We start from the raw sequence: 16,298 nt of genomic DNA, 5'->3' as shown, positions 1-16,298 counted from the left end.
CAGCCCTGGTGTGAGACTCAATGGAACGCTTTATCGAAAATGCAATGTACGCCTCCCGTTGGCTGCTGGCGCCGATCTATTTCGGGCTGTCCCTCGGCTTGCTGGCCCTGGCCCTGAAGTTCTTCCAGGAAGTCTTTCACATCATTCCCAATGTGTTTGCCATGGCCGAATCCGAGCTGATTCTGGTGCTGCTGTCGCTGATCGACATGGCGCTGGTGGGCGGCCTGTTGGTGATGGTGATGATTTCCGGCTATGAGAACTTCGTCTCGCAACTGGACATCGATTCCGACAAGGAAAAGCTCAACTGGCTCGGGACCATGGATTCGTCCTCGCTGAAAATGAAGGTTGCGGCCTCGATCGTTGCCATTTCCTCGATTCACCTGCTGCGCATCTTCATGGATGCCAAGAACGTCGATCCCGAGCACCTGATGTGGTACGTGATCATCCACATGACCTTCGTGGTTTCGGCGTTTGCCATGGGTTACCTCGATAAACTGACCAAGCACTGAGGTCCGTTCATCGCTGCGGCGCACCGCCCGTCTGTTGCAAAGCAGGCGGGCGTTGTCGTTTCTGGTGGCGGCGCTTTGATCAGGGGGCTCGTCACCCGCTGCGGCATCTGTGCTAGTCTGCTCGCCCTTTTGGTTCCGGGCGCTCCGGGAGGCGCTGTGTCAAGCACGGCAAATTCCCGAGCCGTCCGCACAGCGGAGCAGCATCATGTCCGAAGTTAACCTGTCCACCGACGAAACCCGCGTCAGCTACGGCATTGGCCGTCAGTTGGGCGACCAACTGCGCGACAACCCGCCACCGGGCGTTAGCCTGGACGCAATCCTGGCTGGCCTGACCGACGCTTTCGCCGGCAAGCCGAGCCGTGTGGGCCAGGACGAGATGTCCGCCAGCTTCAAAGTCATTCGCGAAATCATGCAGGCCGAAGCTGCCGCCAAGGCAGAAGCCGCCGCTGGCGAAGGTCGTGCATTCCTGGCTGAAAACGCCAAGCGCGAAGGCATCACCACCCTGGCCTCGGGCCTGCAATTTGAAGTGCTGACTCAGGGCGAAGGCGCCAAGCCGAGCCGTGAAGACCAGGTGCGTACCCATTACCATGGCACCCTGATCGATGGCACTGTGTTCGACAGCTCCTACGATCGTGGCCAGCCTGCCGAATTCCCGGTGGGTGGCGTGATCCCAGGCTGGACCGAAGCCTTGCAATTGATGAACGCCGGCAGCAAATGGCGTTTGTACGTGCCAAGCGAACTGGCTTACGGCGCTCAAGGCGTTGGCAGCATTCCGCCGCACAGCGTACTGGTGTTTGACGTCGAGCTGTTGGACGTTCTGTAAGGCATCAACGCTTAAGCAGGCTTTTGTGGGAGCGAGCCTGCTCGCGATGACGGTCGGTCAGTCAATATTGATGTTGAATGTCACACCGCTATCGCGAGCAGGTTCGCTCCCACAGGGTTTGCGCGCTTCATCCATGAAACCTGCCATTGAAATCCGCCGTAGGGCGCAACGCCCGGGCGTAACAGAACAGGAACAGATTGCGCACCAGTTCCTTGAGCACCAGCGGCTCGCTGGAATTGAGGCTGTTGAGGTCCAGATCCCCCTGGTCCTGCAGTTCGTTCAGGGCTTCTTCTTCAAGCACCGCACAGACTTCCCCGGTTTCCCGATGCAGGATTCTCAGGTAAGGGTGTGGGCGGTCCAGCCAGGCATCGATCAAATAAGTCATGGTTCTCATCTCCTTGATGGGCGTTATGAGAATAATTCTTATTCGCTAAATAGCAAGGCTCTATTGGTGTTCGAATTGTTTTTCTGACGGTGGGTTGCGGCAGCTCAATCGGCTCGCGCTTGGCTCGGAGGCGTAAATGGGGGGTGGAGCGGGGAGGGTAAAGCACCATCCCACGCGGGGCGTGGGATGGAATACACACGGCTCAGACTTTTCTGACGAACTCGGATTTGAGTTTCATTGGGCCGATGCCATCGATCTTGCAGTCGATGTCGTGATCACCATCGCACAAACGGATGTTCTTGACCTTGGTGCCCACCTTGACAACCAGCGACGTGCCTTTGACCTTCAGGTCCTTGATCACGGTGATGGTGTCGCCGTCCTGCAGGACATTGCCGACCGAATCCTTCTTCACCGTCTCATCGGACGCCGTTTCAGCTTCACCGCTGGCAGACCATTCGTGGGCACACTCCGGGCAGACCAGTTGAGTACCGTCTTCGTAGGTGTATTCGGAATTGCATTTCGGGCAGGGAGGCAACGTGCTCACTAAGGTTCCTTGGGTATCAGGAGGGTAAAAGGGCGCACATTATATAGGGTTTTAGGCCGCGAAGGGCAGGGCAGTGAAATACCCTTGTGGGAGCGAGCTTGCTCGCGATAGCGGTCTGCCAATCAGCATCAAGCTTACTGACCCAACGCTATCGCGAGCAAGCTCGCTCCCACAGGGGCTTCATGCCATCAATGGGTGCGAGCCACCGCAAACTCGCTCAGTTCCACCAACGCATCGCGGTATTCGCTGGCCGGCAGGGCGTCGAGGCATTTGATTGCGCGGGCGACGTAGTCGCGGGCCAGTTTTGCGGTGTAGTCCAGCGAGCCGGAGGCTTCAACCGCTTCCCGGATGCTCTCCAGGTCTTCGATCCCGCCTTTCTGGATCGCCTGGCGTACCAGTGCTGCCTGCTCAGGGGTGCCTTCGCGCATGGTGTAGATCAGCGGCAGGGTCGGCTTGCCTTCGGCCAGGTCGTCCCCGACGTTCTTGCCCAAAGTCTCGGCGTCGCCCTTGTAGTCCAGCAGGTCGTCCACCAACTGGAAGGCCACGCCCAGGTGATCGCCAAAGGTGCGCAACGCTTCGCTTTGCTCGGCGCTGGCGCCGGCCAGGGCGGCGGCGCTGTGGGTCGAGGCTTCGAAGAGCATCGCCGTCTTGCCGCGGATGACTTCCATGTAGGTTTCTTCCGTGGTGCTGGCGTCGCGCACCTTGGACAGCTGCAGCACTTCGCCTTCGGCGATGATGCGCGTGGCCTGGGACAGGATCTTCATCACCGGCATCGAGCCCAGCTCGACCATCATTTCGAACGAGCGCGAATACAGGAAGTCGCCCACCAGCACGCTTGGGGCGTTGCCCCACATGGCGTTGGCGGTCGAGCGGCCGCGGCGCATGCCGGACATGTCGACCACGTCGTCATGCAGCAGGGTCGCGGTGTGCAGGAATTCGATGGTGGCGGCCAGCAGGCGCATGTCGTCGCCTTCGCGGCCCAAGGCCTTGCCACACAACAGCACCAACAAAGGACGCAGGCGTTTGCCCCCGGCCGAAGTAATGTAATCGCCGATTTTCGATACCAGCGGCACTCGGGAAGTCAGCTGCTTCTTGATGATGCCGTCGACGGCGCTAAAATCGTCCGCCACCGCGCGGTAGAAAGCTTGGGGTTGCATCAGCGACAGGTGCTCCAGAAGGGTTGCGCGGCATGCTAGGACCCACGCCTGGGCCTGTCAAGGCGCGATGGACGGCCTCTTGCAAGGCGCTTGCGGCTTGCGTACAATCGCGCACCCTGAACTTCCTGGGCAGCACCTGCCTTACGCAATTGCATCCGGGCCTTCCAGCCCATGCAGCCATGCCAGCCAATACCTCTTCTTATAAAGCGCTGGGTGAGCAGGATTATCGGAGAAATACCATGTCGTACGCAGTAATTGTTACTGGTGGCAAGCAATACAAGGTCGCCCCAGGTGAATACCTGAAGATCGAAAAACTGGAAATCGCTACTGGCGAATCCGTGACTTTTGATCGCGTTCTGTTGGTCGCCAATGGCGATGACGTGAATATCGGCGCTCCAGTCGTTGCTGGCGCTACCGTTGTGGCTGAAGTGATCTCCCAAGGTCGTCACGATAAAGTCCGCATCATCAAGTTCCGTCGCCGTAAGCACCACATGAAGCGTATGGGCCACCGCCAGTGGTACACCGAGATCAAAATCACCGGTATTCAGGCTTAATTTCAGCCTAATTCCTCACTAGGAGAATTGAACTCATGGCACACAAAAAAGCTGGTGGTAGTACCCGTAACGGTCGCGACTCAGAAGCCAAACGCCTTGGCGTCAAGATGTATGGCGGCCAGGCTATCAAAGCGGGCAACATCATCGTGCGTCAGCGCGGCACCCAATTCCACGCTGGCTACGGCGTAGGCATGGGTAAGGATCACACCCTCTTCGCTAAAGTCGAAGGCGTGATCAAGTTCGAAGTAAAAGGCGCCTTCGGTCGTCGTTACGTAAGCGTTATCGCAGCTTAATTGCGAGACCGCTGGAAAAGCCCTGTCTTGCGACGGGGCTTTTTCGTTTGTGGGGTGAGTCTCTTGCAAAACTGTTTGTATGGGCTGTCGGCGCTGCGGTTGGGGCGTGTCATCAGGTCGCTGCGCTCATTTTTGCAAGAGTCTTATGTCTTGTTTTTTTGGCTCGTCCGTATGGCGAGAGGCGTGTGTCATGAAGTTTGTTGATGAAGTATCGATTCGAGTAAAGGCCGGCGACGGCGGCAATGGTTGCATGAGTTTCCGTCGAGAAAAATTCATTGAGAACGGTGGTCCGAACGGTGGTGACGGCGGCGATGGCGGCTCGATCTACATGCTCGCCGACGAAAACCTCAACACCCTGGTGGACTACCGTTACACCCGTCACTTCGATGCTGAGCGTGGCTCCAATGGCGGCAGCACCGACTGCACCGGCAAAAAGGGCGAAGACCTGATCCTGCGCGTGCCGGTCGGCACCACGGTGATCGACTCCGCCACCCAGGAAGTCATTGGCGACCTGACCAAGGCTGGCCAGCGTCTGCTGGTGGCCCATGGTGGCTGGCACGGTCTGGGTAACACCCGTTTCAAGTCCAGTACCAACCGTGCGCCGCGCCAGACCACGCCAGGCAAGCCAGGCGAGCAGCGTGACCTGAAGCTGGAAATGAAAGTGCTGGCCGACGTGGGCCTGCTGGGTCTGCCGAACGCCGGCAAGAGCACCTTCATTCGCTCGGTATCGGCAGCCAAGCCGAAAGTCGCCGATTACCCGTTCACCACCCTGGTGCCGAACCTGGGCGTGGTCAGTGTCGACCGCTGGAAGAGCTTTGTGGTTGCGGACATTCCGGGGCTGATCGAAGGTGCTTCCGATGGTGCTGGCCTGGGGATTCGCTTCCTCAAGCACTTGTCCCGTACCCGGTTGTTGTTGCACCTGGTGGACATGGCGCCGCTGGATGAAACCAGTGCTGCTGATGCGGCTGAAGTCATTGTCAGCGAGCTGACCAAGTTCAGCCCGGCCCTGGCAGAGCGTGATCGCTGGTTGGTGCTGAACAAGTGCGACCAGATCCTCGAAGAAGAGCACGAGGAGCGGGTCAAGGAAATCGTTGATCGCCTGGAGTGGGAAGGTCCGGTCTACGTGATCTCGGCCATTGCCAAAGAAGGCACCGAGCGCCTGTGCCACGACATCATGCGTTACATGGAAGATCGTGCCGATCGCCTGGCCAATGACCCTGCCTACAAGGAAGAGTTGGCCGAGCTCGATCAGCGTATCGAAGACGAGGCGCGTGCTCAGTTGCAGGCGCTGGATGATCAGCGTGCCCTGCGTCGCAGCGGCGTGAAGTCGGTCCATGACATCGGTGACGACGATTGGGACGAAGAAGACGTGGATGACGAAGACGGTCCGGAAATCATCTACGTTCGCGACTGATCGTGTGCTGATGCCACTCAGTTGAAGCCAGGACCTGTGGGAGCGAGCTTGCTCGCGATAGCGGTGTGACAGCCGGTATCAATATTGCTGACCCAATGCAATCGCGAGCAAGCTCGCTCCCACAGGTTTAAGTGTTTCAGCGCGGTGTTATCATCGCAACCAGCCAGTTTCCAAGGCGCCGCTCATTCGAGCGGCGTTTTGGTATCTGTAAAACGCAAATACGAATAATCCCATGGGCGGTGCTGGGTCGCGCCGTTCGCTGGCAAAGGTTGAAGATGATGCGGAGCAAGGTGACGGGTGCGCAGCGCTGGGTCGTGAAGATCGGCAGCGCATTGCTGACGGCGGATGGCAAGGGCCTGGATCGCAAAGCAATGGCGGTGTGGGTCGAGCAGATGGTGGCTTTGCATGAGGCTGGCGTCGAACTGGTCTTGGTCTCTTCGGGGGCTGTAGCCGCTGGCATGAGCCGGTTGGGCTGGACATCGCGACCCAGCGCGATGCACGAGTTGCAGGCCGCTGCCGCCATCGGTCAGATGGGGCTGGTGCAGGCCTGGGAGTCGAGCTTTGCCGAGCACGGTCGCCATACGGCGCAGATCCTGCTGACCCATGACGACCTGTCCGACCGCAAGCGCTACCTCAATGCCCGCAGCACCTTGCGTGCGCTGGTCGAGCTGAAAGTCATCCCGGTGATCAACGAAAACGACACTGTGGTTACCGACGAGATTCGTTTCGGCGACAACGACACTCTGGCCGCGTTAGTGGCGAACCTGGTGGAGGCGGATCTGCTGGTGATTCTCACGGATCGCGACGGCATGTTCGACGCCGACCCGCGCAACAATCCTGATGCCAAGCTGATCTACGAAGCCCGTGCCGATGATCCGGCGCTGGACGCGGTGGCAGGCGGTACCGGTGGTGCGCTGGGGCGTGGCGGCATGCAGACCAAGCTGCGCGCCGCCCGTCTGGCTGCTCGCTCCGGGGCTCACACCATCATTGTCGGTGGTCGGCTGGAGCGAGTGCTGGATCGCCTGAAGGCGGGCGAGCGCATCGGCACATTGTTGTCCCCTGAGCGCGGCATGCTGGCGGCGCGCAAGCAATGGCTGGCCGGGCATCTGCAAACCCGTGGCACGCTGGTGCTGGATGCGGGGGCGGTGTCGGCGCTGTCCCAAGGCAATAAAAGTCTGCTGCCGGTGGGCGTGAAGCTGGTCCAGGGCAGTTTTCGTCGCGGCGAAATGGTGGTGTGCGTGGCGCCGGATGGTCGCGAAATCGCTCGCGGCCTGGCCAACTACAGCGCGCTCGAAGCACAAAAAATCATCGGTCAATCGTCTGATGCGATTGTCGGTCTGTTGGGTTACATGGCCGAGCCAGAGCTGGTTCACCGTGACAACCTGATTCTCGTCTAAGGAAAAATCATGGGTTTGGCAAAAGGATTGATCGGCTTGCTGGTGGCATTGCCGCTGCTGGCCTCGGCCGAGGAAATTGGCCAAGTGTCGACGGTGTTCAAGTTTGTCGGGCCAAATGACCGGATCGTCGTTGAGGCCTTCGATGATCCGAAGGTGGACGGGGTGACGTGTTATCTGTCCCGGGCCAAGACCGGTGGTGTGAAGGGCGGCCTGGGTCTGGCTGAGGATCGCGCCGAGGCATCCATTGCCTGCCGCCAGGTCGGCCCCATCAGCTTCAAGGGGGAGCTCAAGGACGGCGAGGAGGTGTTCAGGGAGCGCACGTCGTTGGTATTCAAGACCATGCAGGTGGTGCGCTTCCTCGACAAGAAGCGTAATACGCTGGTGTACCTGGTCTACAGCGACCGTGTGATCGAAGGCAGTCCGCAGAATGCGGTGACGGCGATCCCGATCCTGCCGTGGGCTCGTACCCAATAACCTGAGGCAAATCCCAGTGTGGGAGCGAGCCTGCTCGCGATAGCTATATAACAGTCAACTTGTATTGAGTGTTAGTCAGCTATCGCGAGCAGGCTCGCTCCCACATTTTTTTGCGGTATGTGTGGTAAATCCCAGGCAATAAAAAACCGACCCTAAGGTCGGTTTTTTAACGAGCGCGTCGCTTAGGCAGCAGCGGCAACGTTCAGGGCCTTTACGTGGCCATTCAGGCGGCTCTTATGGCGAGCAGCCTTGTTCTTGTGGATGATGCCTTTATCGGCCATACGGTCGATAACTGGCACAGCCAGAACGTAAGCAGCTTGTGCTTTTTCAGCGTCTTTTGCGTCGATGGCCTTAACTACGTTTTTGATGTAGGTACGGACCATGGAACGCAGGCTGGCGTTGTGGCTGCGACGCTTCTCAGCCTGTTTTGCACGTTTTTTGGCGGAAGGTGTGTTGGCCACCGTCGAGCTCCTCGAAAGACTTTTTAGGAAATAGCAAACAAAATAGGCCGCGAATCATGCCGATGAGTTGATGTCTTGTCAAGGGCGGGTGACGCGTTCCGCTGAATGGCAGGTACAACGCACCGGATGATTTCTTTCCGGCGTGCGACCTGTAAACTCGCGGGCTTTGGCTCTGCACTGTTTAGCGGCGCGGAGTATCGCATAAGTGGGCGCGTTGTTCGCCTGCTGTTTATCGACAGGCAAAAACTCTTTTCATGAATCTGCTCAAATCGTTGGCTGCCGTCAGCTCTATCACGATGCTTTCACGCGTCCTGGGGTTCGTTCGTGACACGCTGATCGCTCGGATATTCGGTGCCGGGATGGCCACCGACGCCTTCTTCATCGCCTTCAAGTTGCCCAATCTGTTGCGGCGAATCTTCGCCGAAGGGGCGTTTTCCCAAGCCTTCGTACCGATCCTGGCGGAATATAAAAGCCAGAAAGGCGACGAAGCGACCCGCACGTTCATTGCCTACGTCACGGGTTTGCTGACGCTGGTGCTGGCGCTGGTTACGGTCGCCGGCATGCTCGCCGCGCCCTGGGTGATCTGGGCCACGGCTCCGGGTTTTACCGATACCCCGGAAAAATTCCAGCTCACCTCGGACCTGTTGCGGGTGACCTTTCCTTATATATTGCTGATTTCCCTGTCGTCCCTGGCCGGGGCGATCCTCAATACCTGGAACCGTTTCTCGGTGCCAGCCTTCGTGCCGACCCTGCTCAACGTCAGCATGATCGTCTTTGCGGTGTTCCTGACACCGTACTTCGACCCGCCGGTGATGGCACTTGGTTGGGCGGTGCTGGTGGGTGGCCTGGCGCAGTTGCTGTATCAGCTGCCTCACCTGAAGAAAATCGGCATGCTGGTGCTGCCGCGCCTGAATCTGCGCGACAGCGGCGTGTGGCGGGTGATGAAGCAGATGTTGCCGGCGATCCTCGGGGTTTCGGTGAGTCAGATTTCCCTGATCATCAACACCATTTTCGCCTCGTTCCTGGTGGCCGGCTCGGTGTCGTGGATGTACTACGCCGACCGCCTCATGGAGTTGCCGTCCGGTGTGTTGGGCGTGGCCCTGGGCACGATCCTGTTGCCGACCCTGGCCAAGACTTACGCCAGCCAGGACCGCCAGGAGTACTCGCGCATCCTCGACTGGGGCCTGCGCCTGTGCTTCGTGCTGGTGTTGCCTTGTGCCCTGGCGCTGGGCATCCTGGCCGAGCCGCTGACCGTCTCGTTGTTCCAGTACGGCCAGTTCAACGCTTTTGACGCGCTGATGACCCAGCGTGCGCTGATCGCTTACTCGGTGGGCTTGCTCGGGATCATTGTGATCAAGGTGCTGGCGCCAGGCTTCTACGCCCAGCAGAACATTCGCACGCCGGTGAAAATCGCCATTTTTACCCTGGTGATGACCCAATTGTTCAACCTGTTGCTGATCGGCCCGCTGGCCCACGCTGGCCTGGCCCTGGCGATCAGTGCCGGCGCGTGCCTCAACGCCGGGCTGCTGTTTTACCAACTGCGCAAGCAGAAGATGTATCAGCCGCAGCCGGGCTGGGGCAAGTTCGGCCTCAAGCTGCTGGTGGCCGTGGGGGTGATGTCGGCGGTGCTGCTGGGGGCGATGCATTTCATGCCAGCCTGGGGTGAAGGACAGATGCTCGAGCGTTTCCTGCGCCTGGGTGTACTGGTCGCGGCGGGTGTGGTGGCGTATTTCGGCATGCTGCTGCTGATGGGCTTTCGCCTGCGCGACTTCAACCGCAAGGGCTTGAGCTGAGGGGTTTACCCTCGATAATCCCGGGCCGGGCAGTGGTTTTGTCGGCTCGATCACTTTGGGTTACGGTGTTGCCTGTCGTCGGCCGCCGGGTGTGGTTATAATCGGCCACTTTATGAGCAAGAAGCGCGTTATGCAGCTGGTTCGAGGCCTCCACAACCTGCGCCCCCAGCATCGGGGCTGTGTCGCCACTATTGGCAACTTTGACGGTGTTCACCGTGGCCACCAGGCTATCCTGGCGCGGTTGCGCGAGCGTGCCCAGGAATTGGGCGTGCCCAGTTGCGTGGTGATCTTCGAGCCGCAACCCCGGGAGTTTTTCGCCCCGGACACCGCGCCGGCCCGTCTGGCCCGGCTGCGGGACAAGCTGCATCTGCTGGCCGCCGAAGGCGTCGACCGGGTCTTGTGCCTGGCCTTCAATCAGCGCCTGAGCAAACTCAGTGCCGCCGAATTCGTCGAGACCATCCTGGTGGGCGGTCTGGACATAAAACATCTGGAAGTCGGTGATGATTTCCGTTTCGGCTGCGACCGGGCAGGGGATTTCGATTACCTGCAACAGGCCGGCAAGGCCCGGGGCTTTACCGTCGAAGCGGCGCAGACCGTCGAGATGGATGGCATGCGCGTCAGCAGTACCCAGGTCCGCAATGCCCTGGCGGCTGCCGACTTCGAATTGGCCGAGCGTTTGCTCGGCCGGCCATACCGGATTGCCGGACGGATCCTGCACGGGCAGAAACTGGCGCGCCAACTGGGCACGCCGACGGCCAACGTGCAACTCAAGCGTCGTCGTGTACCGCTGACCGGGGTGTTCCTGGTGAGTGTCGAGATCGACGGCAAGACCTGGCCCGGTGTCGCCAATATCGGCGTCCGGCCCACGGTCCAAGGGGATGGCAAGGCCCACCTCGAAGTACATGTTCTGGATTTTGCCGGCGATCTGTATGACCGGCGTTTGACGGTGGTTTTCCACCAAAAGCTGCGTGAAGAGCAGCGTTTTGCCTCTCTGGAGGCGCTCAAGACGGCGATCCATGCAGATATCGCCGCCGCCCGTGCCCTTGTCGCAACCAGCGCCAATCGCTAATGAAGAGCCTTAAATGACCGACTATAAAGCCACGCTAAACCTTCCGGACACCGCCTTCCCTATGAAGGCCGGCCTGCCTCAGCGCGAACCACAGATTCTGCAGCGTTGGGACAGCATTGGCCTGTACGGAAAGTTGCGCGAGATTGGCAAGGATCGTCCGAAGTTCGTCCTGCACGACGGCCCTCCGTACGCCAACGGCACGATCCACATCGGTCACGCGTTGAACAAGATTCTCAAGGACATGATCGTGCGCTCCAAGACCCTGTCGGGTTTCGACGCGCCGTATATCCCGGGCTGGGATTGCCATGGCCTGCCGATCGAGCACAAGGTTGAAGTGACCCACGGCAAGAACCTGGGCGCGGACAAGACTCGCGAATTGTGTCGTGCCTACGCCACCGAGCAGATCGAAGGGCAGAAGTCCGAATTCATCCGCCTCGGCGTGCTGGGCGACTTCGCCAACCCTTACAAGACCATGGACTTCAAAAACGAAGCCGGCGAAATCCGGGCCTTGGCGAAAATCGTCGAGGGCGGCTTTGTGTTCAAGGGCCTCAAGCCCGTGAACTGGTGCTTCGATTGCGGTTCGGCCTTGGCCGAGGCGGAAGTCGAGTACGAAAACAAGAAGTCGTCGACCATCGACGTCGCGTTCCCGATCGCCGATGAAGACAAGCTCGCCGCCGCTTTCGGCCTGGGCAAGCTGAGCAAACCGGCGTCGATCGTGATCTGGACCACCACCCCGTGGACCATCCCGGCCAACCAGGCGTTGAACGTTCACCCGGAATTCAACTACGCCCTGGTCGATGTTGGCGACAAGCTGCTGGTATTGGCCGAAGAACTGGTCGAGTCCTGCCTGGCCCGCTACAACCTCGAAGGCTCGGTGCTGGCTACCGCGCCAGGTTCGACGCTGGAACTGATCAATTTCCGTCATCCGTTCTATGACCGCCTGTCGCCGGTGTACCTGGCCGACTACGTAGAGCTGGGCGCAGGCACTGGTGTGGTTCACTCCGCGCCGGCCTATGGCGTTGACGACTTCGTGACCTGCAAGAAGTACGGCATGGTCAACGACGACATCCTCAACCCGGTACAGAGCAATGGCGTGTACGTGCCGTCGCTGGAGTTCTTTGGCGGCCAGTTCATCTGGAAAGCCAACCCGGCCATCGTCGACAAACTGACCGAAGTCGGCGCGCTGCTGCACACCACCGTCATCGAACACAGCTACATGCACTGCTGGCGCCACAAGACTCCGCTGATCTACCGCGCCACCGCGCAGTGGTTCATCGGCATGGACAAGCAGCCAGCCACTGGCGACACCCTGCGCCAGCGCTCCCTCAAAGCCATTGAGGACACCAAGTTCGTGCCGGCCTGGGGCCAGGCGCGGCTGCACTCGATGATCGCCAACCGTCCTGACTGGTGCATCTCCCGCCAGCGTAACTGGGGCGTACCGATCCCGTTCTTCCTGAACAAGGAAAGCGGCGAACTGCACCCTCGCACCGTCGAGCTGATGGAAGAGGTGGCCAAGCGCGTCGAAGTCGAAGGCATCGAAGCCTGGTTCAAGATGGACGCCGCCGAACTGTTGGGCGACGAAGCGCCGCTGTACGACAAGATCAGCGACACCCTGGACGTCTGGTTCGATTCCGGCACCACTCACTGGCATGTGCTGCGTGGCTCGCACCCGATGGGCCATGAAGCCGGTCCGCGTGCTGACCTGTACCTGGAAGGTTCGGACCAGCACCGCGGCTGGTTCCACTCCTCGTTGCTGACCGGTTGCGCCATCGACAACCACGCACCGTATCGCGAGTTGCTGACCCACGGCTTCACCGTCGATGAGTCCGGCCGCAAGATGTCCAAGTCCCTGGGCAACGTGATCGCCCCGCAGAAGGTCAACGACACCCTGGGCGCCGACATCATGCGCTTGTGGGTCGCCTCCACCGACTATTCCGGGGAGATGGCCGTTTCCGAGCAGATCCTGCAGCGCAGCGCGGACGCCTACCGGCGGATCCGTAACACCGCGCGCTTCCTGCTCTCGAACCTGACCGGTTTCAACCCGGCCACCGACCTGCTGCCGGCCGAAGAAATGCTCGCGCTGGACCGCTGGGCCGTGGACCGTACCCTGCTGCTGCAACGCGAATTGCAGGAGCATTACGGTGAGTACCGTTTCTGGAACGTCTACTCCAAGATCCACAACTTCTGCGTGCAGGAGCTGGGTGGTTTCTACCTCGACATCATCAAGGACCGTCAGTACACCACTGGCGCCAACAGCAAGGCGCGCCGTTCGTGCCAGACCGCGCTGTTCCACATCAGCGAAGCGCTGGTGCGCTGGATCGCGCCGATCCTGGCATTTACCGCCGACGAGCTGTGGCAGTACCTGCCGGGCGAGCGCAACGAGTCGGTGATGCTCAACACCTGGTACGAAGGCCTGACCGAACTGCCGCAAGGTTTCGAGCTGGACCGTACCTATTGGGACCGGATCATGGCGGTCAAGGCGGCGGTCAACAAGGAAATGGAGATCCAGCGCGCGGCCAAGGCCGTCGGTGGCAACCTGCAGGCCGAAGTGACGCTCTACGCCGAAGAAGCCCTGAGTGCCGATCTGGCCAAGCTGAGCAACGAGCTGCGTTTCGTGCTGATCACTTCCACCGCCAGTGTCGCACCGTTGGTGCAGGCGCCGGCCGATGCGGTCGTCACTGAAGTCAGCGGCCTGAAGCTGAAGATCGTCAAGTCGAACCACACCAAGTGTGCCCGTTGCTGGCACTGCCGCGAAGACGTCGGCGTGAATCCGGAGCATCCGGAGATCTGCGGCCGTTGCGTCGACAACATCAGCGGCACTGGTGAGGTTCGTCACTATGCCTAGTGCGTCTAACGTGGCGAGCCGTTTCGGCCGGCTGAGCTGGCTGTGGTTGAGCTTGCTGGTGCTGGTCATTGACCAGGCCAGCAAGTTCCACTTCGAAAACTCGCTGACCATGTACCAGCAGATCGTGGTCATCCCCGACTACTTCAGCTGGACCCTGGCTTACAACACGGGCGCGGCGTTCAGCTTCCTGGCCGACAGTTCGGGCTGGCAGCGCTGGCTGTTCGCCCTGATCGCTGTCGTGGTCAGCGGCGTGCTGGTGGTCTGGCTCAAACGCCTGGGTCGCGATGAGACCTGGCTGGCCGTGGCGCTGGCATTGGTGCTTGGGGGCGCGCTGGGCAATCTTTATGACCGGATTGCCTTGGGCCACGTGATCGATTTCATCCTGGTGCATTGGCAGAACCGCTGGTATTTCCCGGCGTTCAACTTTGCCGACAGCGCCATCACCGTGGGCGCCGTAATGCTCGCCCTGGACATGTTCAAGAGCAAGAAACCCGGAGAAGCCGTCCATGACTGAGCAGCGTATCGCTCAAAACACTGAAGTGAAGCTTCACTTCGCCCTGCACCTGGAAAACGGCGACACCGTCGACAGCACCTTTGACAAGGCTCCGGCCGTGTTCAAGGTTGGCGACGGCAACCTGCTGCCGGGCTTCGAGGCGGCGATCTTCGGTTTCAAGGCCGGTGACAAGCGCACCGTGGTGGTTCCACCGGAAAACGCCTTTGGTCAGCCCAACCCGCAAAACGTGCAGACCATGCCACGCTCGCAGTTCCAGGACATGGAACTGTCCGAAGGGTTGCTGGTGATCTTCAACGATGCGGCCAATACCGAACTGCCGGGCGTGGTGAAGGCGTTCGACGACGCCCAGGTGACCGTGGACTTCAACCATCCGTTGGCGGGCAAGACCTTGAATTTCGAAGTGGAAATCATCGACGTCAAGGCAGTTGAGATTTAACGGCAGTTACCGCCCCCACCATACCTGTGGGAGCGAGCCTGCTCGCGATGGCTGAATCACAGCCACCATCGAGTTGACTGTTCTGCCGCATCGCGAGCAGGCTCGCTCCCACAGACACGAGGCACAGCATGCAAATCAAACTCGCCAACCCCCGTGGCTTCTGCGCCGGCGTGGACCGGGCGATCGAAATCGTCAACCGCGCCCTGGAAGTCTTCGGGCCGCCCATCTATGTGCGCCATGAAGTGGTCCACAACAAATTTGTCGTCGAAGACCTGCGTAGCCGCGGGGCGATCTTCGTCGAGGAACTGGACCAGGTGCCAGACGACGTCATCGTGATCTTCAGTGCCCACGGGGTTTCCCAGGCAGTGCGTACCGAAGCCGCCGGCCGTGGCCTGAAGGTATTCGACGCGACCTGCCCCTTGGTGACCAAGGTCCATATCGAAGTGGCCCGTTACAGCCGTGACGGTCGTGAGTGCATCCTGATCGGCCACGAGGGCCATCCGGAAGTCGAAGGCACCATGGGCCAGTACGACGCCAGCAATGGTGGCGCGATCTACCTGGTCGAGGATGAAGAGGACGTCGCCGCCCTTCAGGTGCGTAACCCGGAAAAGCTGGCGTTTGTCACCCAGACCACCCTGTCCATGGACGATACCAGTCGAGTGATCGACGCCCTGCGTGCGCGCTTCCCGGCCATCGGTGGGCCACGCAAGGATGACATCTGCTACGCCACCCAGAATCGTCAGGATGCGGTCAAGCAACTGGCCGACGAGTGTGATGTCGTGCTGGTAGTCGGTAGCCCGAACAGCTCCAACTCCAATCGCCTGCGTGAGCTGGCCGAGCGCATGTCCACTCCGGCGTACCTGATCGACGGCGCTGAAGACATGCAGCGCAGCTGGTTTGACGGCGTCGAGCGTATCGGCATTACCGCCGGTGCTTCAGCGCCGGAAGTGTTGGTGCGCGGCGTGATCCAGCAACTGCAGGCCTGGGGGGCAACCGGTGCCGATGAATTGTCCGGTCGCGAGGAGAACGTCACCTTCTCCATGCCCAAGGAACTACGCGTGCGCTCCTTGCTTTGAGTCCATTTCGCACAAGGCCTGCTCGGTTTTCTCGCTGCGCAGGCTGACGCGGCCGCTGCGCGACAGGACCACCTGGTGGTGACTGACCGGCTTATGGTGTGCACAAACGTGTAACGTTCCCGCCTGAAATGCGCCGCTGGGCAGGAGCGGCTCCCCCTGGCTTGCGAATCTCACCGAGTGTTTTACCGGCCCGTTGCCAATGATTCGAGCATGGCGGCTGTGCTGCGTCAGCAGTGGCTGGTCATCGCCGTCCAGCATGATTTGCCAGCCCAGGCTCCAATCGTTGTCTATTCCTTGAATCGTCACTGTCCGATTGCGCGTGATTGCTTCGCTGCGGGCGCTGCGCAGACCGCTGGCCAGCAGCCGTGCGGCGTCGTCGCGGTCAGTGGATTCCACCAGGGCTTTGTATCCGGAACCGGCCCACGGCAGAACAATCGCGGCAATCGCCAGTCCCATGAGCAGTTCGATCAGGCTAAAGCCCTGTTGATACATGACGTCTCCTCCCTGGAGAGCTTGTTGTAGAGAGGGAGCAAGCTCCCTCGCCACAGGCAGTC

General features: G+C 60.1%; 18 protein-coding genes. 13 read left to right on the top strand and 5 right to left on the bottom strand.

Annotated features, from left to right (window positions below; all coding sequences use genetic code 11):
• Nucleotides 1-20: 20 nt before the first annotated feature.
• Nucleotides 21-509 (top strand): TIGR00645 family protein, encoded by a 489-nt coding sequence (locus BW979_RS26665; protein ID WP_047230159.1) that lies wholly within the window; start codon nucleotides 21-23, stop codon nucleotides 507-509.
• Nucleotides 510-714: 205 nt separating this feature from the next.
• Nucleotides 715-1,332: an FKBP-type peptidyl-prolyl cis-trans isomerase gene (locus BW979_RS26660; protein ID WP_025215564.1), complete on the top strand. Its 618-nt coding sequence runs from the start codon at nucleotides 715-717 to the stop codon at nucleotides 1,330-1,332.
• Between the two features lie 127 nt (nucleotides 1,333-1,459).
• Here the strand turns inward: BW979_RS26660 and BW979_RS26655 are convergent, their stop codons facing one another.
• The 3 genes from BW979_RS26655 to BW979_RS26645 all read right to left on the bottom strand — a co-directional run bounded on the left by BW979_RS26655 (nucleotide 1,460) and on the right by BW979_RS26645 (nucleotide 3,418).
• Nucleotides 1,460-1,717, bottom strand: a complete 258-nt coding sequence (locus BW979_RS26655; protein WP_047230160.1) for a PA4570 family protein — start codon at nucleotides 1,715-1,717, stop codon at nucleotides 1,460-1,462.
• Between the two features lie 202 nt (nucleotides 1,718-1,919).
• Entirely contained in the window at nucleotides 1,920-2,261 is a 342-nt protein-coding gene (locus tag BW979_RS26650) for a zinc ribbon domain-containing protein YjdM (RefSeq protein WP_076386396.1), read from the bottom strand.
• Nucleotides 2,262-2,449: 188 nt separating this feature from the next.
• Complete coding sequence (locus tag BW979_RS26645; RefSeq protein WP_076386394.1) at nucleotides 2,450-3,418, bottom strand: polyprenyl synthetase family protein; 969 nt, start codon at nucleotides 3,416-3,418, stop codon at nucleotides 2,450-2,452.
• Between the two features lie 239 nt (nucleotides 3,419-3,657).
• Here BW979_RS26645 and rplU point away from each other — a divergent pair, with 239 nt between their 5' ends.
• The 5 genes from rplU (at nucleotide 3,658) to BW979_RS26620 (ending at nucleotide 7,550) form a co-directional block, all read left to right on the top strand.
• Complete coding sequence (gene rplU, locus BW979_RS26640) at nucleotides 3,658-3,972, top strand: 50S ribosomal protein L21 (protein ID WP_003176051.1); 315 nt, start codon at nucleotides 3,658-3,660, stop codon at nucleotides 3,970-3,972.
• Between the two features lie 35 nt (nucleotides 3,973-4,007).
• Nucleotides 4,008-4,265: a 50S ribosomal protein L27 gene (rpmA, locus tag BW979_RS26635; protein WP_003205738.1), complete on the top strand. Its 258-nt coding sequence runs from the start codon at nucleotides 4,008-4,010 to the stop codon at nucleotides 4,263-4,265.
• 190 nt (nucleotides 4,266-4,455) lie between these two features.
• Complete coding sequence (gene cgtA, locus BW979_RS26630) at nucleotides 4,456-5,679, top strand: Obg family GTPase CgtA (RefSeq protein WP_047230163.1); 1,224 nt, start codon at nucleotides 4,456-4,458, stop codon at nucleotides 5,677-5,679.
• Between the two features lie 278 nt (nucleotides 5,680-5,957).
• Nucleotides 5,958-7,076, top strand: a complete 1,119-nt coding sequence (proB, locus tag BW979_RS26625; protein ID WP_047230164.1) for a glutamate 5-kinase — start codon at nucleotides 5,958-5,960, stop codon at nucleotides 7,074-7,076.
• A 9-nt stretch (nucleotides 7,077-7,085) separates the two neighbouring features.
• Nucleotides 7,086-7,550: a CreA family protein gene (locus tag BW979_RS26620; RefSeq protein ID WP_076386392.1), complete on the top strand. Its 465-nt coding sequence runs from the start codon at nucleotides 7,086-7,088 to the stop codon at nucleotides 7,548-7,550.
• A gap of 182 nt (nucleotides 7,551-7,732) precedes the next feature.
• Here the strand turns inward: BW979_RS26620 and rpsT are convergent, their stop codons facing one another.
• The gene (gene rpsT / locus BW979_RS26615) at nucleotides 7,733-8,011 is read right to left on the bottom strand and encodes a 30S ribosomal protein S20 (RefSeq protein ID WP_003185593.1); all 279 of its coding nucleotides are present in this window, start codon (nucleotides 8,009-8,011) and stop codon (nucleotides 7,733-7,735) included.
• 254 nt (nucleotides 8,012-8,265) lie between these two features.
• Between rpsT and murJ the strand changes: the two genes are divergently transcribed.
• From murJ to ispH, 6 genes are all read left to right on the top strand, one after another.
• Nucleotides 8,266-9,804 carry a murein biosynthesis integral membrane protein MurJ gene (gene murJ / locus BW979_RS26610; RefSeq protein ID WP_076386390.1) on the top strand — a complete coding sequence of 513 codons (1,539 nt, stop codon included), beginning with the start codon at nucleotides 8,266-8,268 and terminating at the stop codon, nucleotides 9,802-9,804.
• A 130-nt stretch (nucleotides 9,805-9,934) separates the two neighbouring features.
• A complete protein-coding gene (gene ribF, locus BW979_RS26605; protein ID WP_047230167.1) occupies nucleotides 9,935-10,873 on the top strand; it encodes a bifunctional riboflavin kinase/FAD synthetase in 939 nt (312 codons plus the stop codon).
• 13 nt (nucleotides 10,874-10,886) lie between these two features.
• Complete coding sequence (ileS, locus tag BW979_RS26600; RefSeq protein WP_076386388.1) at nucleotides 10,887-13,718, top strand: isoleucine--tRNA ligase; 2,832 nt, start codon at nucleotides 10,887-10,889, stop codon at nucleotides 13,716-13,718.
• Entirely contained in the window at nucleotides 13,711-14,232 is a 522-nt protein-coding gene (gene lspA, locus BW979_RS26595) for a signal peptidase II (protein WP_047230169.1), read from the top strand. The genes ileS and lspA overlap by 8 nt, the downstream gene beginning before the upstream one ends.
• The gene (gene fkpB, locus BW979_RS26590) at nucleotides 14,225-14,668 is read left to right on the top strand and encodes an FKBP-type peptidyl-prolyl cis-trans isomerase (RefSeq protein ID WP_047230170.1); all 444 of its coding nucleotides are present in this window, start codon (nucleotides 14,225-14,227) and stop codon (nucleotides 14,666-14,668) included. Before lspA ends, fkpB begins: the two co-directional genes overlap by 8 nt.
• A gap of 128 nt (nucleotides 14,669-14,796) precedes the next feature.
• On the top strand, nucleotides 14,797-15,744 hold the full coding sequence (gene ispH / locus BW979_RS26585) for a 4-hydroxy-3-methylbut-2-enyl diphosphate reductase (protein ID WP_047230171.1): 948 nt from the start codon (nucleotides 14,797-14,799) through the stop codon (nucleotides 15,742-15,744).
• On the opposite strand, the gene BW979_RS26580 is transcribed toward ispH, so the two are convergent.
• Entirely contained in the window at nucleotides 15,721-16,236 is a 516-nt protein-coding gene (locus BW979_RS26580; protein ID WP_076386386.1) for a GspH/FimT family pseudopilin, read from the bottom strand. The genes ispH and BW979_RS26580 overlap by 24 nt on opposite strands.
• Between the last annotated feature and the right edge of the window lie 62 nt (nucleotides 16,237-16,298).

Origin of the sequence: Pseudomonas sp. A214, from assembly GCF_900156295.1 — a bacterium.
Lineage (GTDB): Bacteria > Pseudomonadota > Gammaproteobacteria > Pseudomonadales > Pseudomonadaceae > Aquipseudomonas > Aquipseudomonas rhizophila.
Note: the sequence above shows the minus strand (reverse complement) of the source record. Positions and strands in the feature narration are given on the sequence as shown.

Coding starts and splice junctions, on each gene's coding strand:
- BW979_RS26665 (WP_047230159.1), top strand. CDS start 21: ATGGAACGCTTTATCGAAAATGCAATGTACGCCTCCCGTTGGCTGCTG.
- BW979_RS26660 (WP_025215564.1), top strand. CDS start 715: ATGTCCGAAGTTAACCTGTCCACCGACGAAACCCGCGTCAGCTACGGC.
- BW979_RS26655 (WP_047230160.1), bottom strand. CDS start 1,717: ATGACTTATTTGATCGATGCCTGGCTGGACCGCCCACACCCTTACCTG.
- BW979_RS26645 (WP_076386394.1), bottom strand. CDS start 3,418: ATGCAACCCCAAGCTTTCTACCGCGCGGTGGCGGACGATTTTAGCGCC.
- rplU (WP_003176051.1), top strand. CDS start 3,658: ATGTCGTACGCAGTAATTGTTACTGGTGGCAAGCAATACAAGGTCGCC.
- rpmA (WP_003205738.1), top strand. CDS start 4,008: ATGGCACACAAAAAAGCTGGTGGTAGTACCCGTAACGGTCGCGACTCA.
- cgtA (WP_047230163.1), top strand. CDS start 4,456: ATGAAGTTTGTTGATGAAGTATCGATTCGAGTAAAGGCCGGCGACGGC.
- proB (WP_047230164.1), top strand. CDS start 5,958: ATGCGGAGCAAGGTGACGGGTGCGCAGCGCTGGGTCGTGAAGATCGGC.
- BW979_RS26620 (WP_076386392.1), top strand. CDS start 7,086: ATGGGTTTGGCAAAAGGATTGATCGGCTTGCTGGTGGCATTGCCGCTG.
- murJ (WP_076386390.1), top strand. CDS start 8,266: ATGAATCTGCTCAAATCGTTGGCTGCCGTCAGCTCTATCACGATGCTT.
- ribF (WP_047230167.1), top strand. CDS start 9,935: ATGCAGCTGGTTCGAGGCCTCCACAACCTGCGCCCCCAGCATCGGGGC.
- ileS (WP_076386388.1), top strand. CDS start 10,887: ATGACCGACTATAAAGCCACGCTAAACCTTCCGGACACCGCCTTCCCT.
- lspA (WP_047230169.1), top strand. CDS start 13,711: ATGCCTAGTGCGTCTAACGTGGCGAGCCGTTTCGGCCGGCTGAGCTGG.
- fkpB (WP_047230170.1), top strand. CDS start 14,225: ATGACTGAGCAGCGTATCGCTCAAAACACTGAAGTGAAGCTTCACTTC.
- ispH (WP_047230171.1), top strand. CDS start 14,797: ATGCAAATCAAACTCGCCAACCCCCGTGGCTTCTGCGCCGGCGTGGAC.
- BW979_RS26580 (WP_076386386.1), bottom strand. CDS start 16,236: ATGTATCAACAGGGCTTTAGCCTGATCGAACTGCTCATGGGACTGGCG.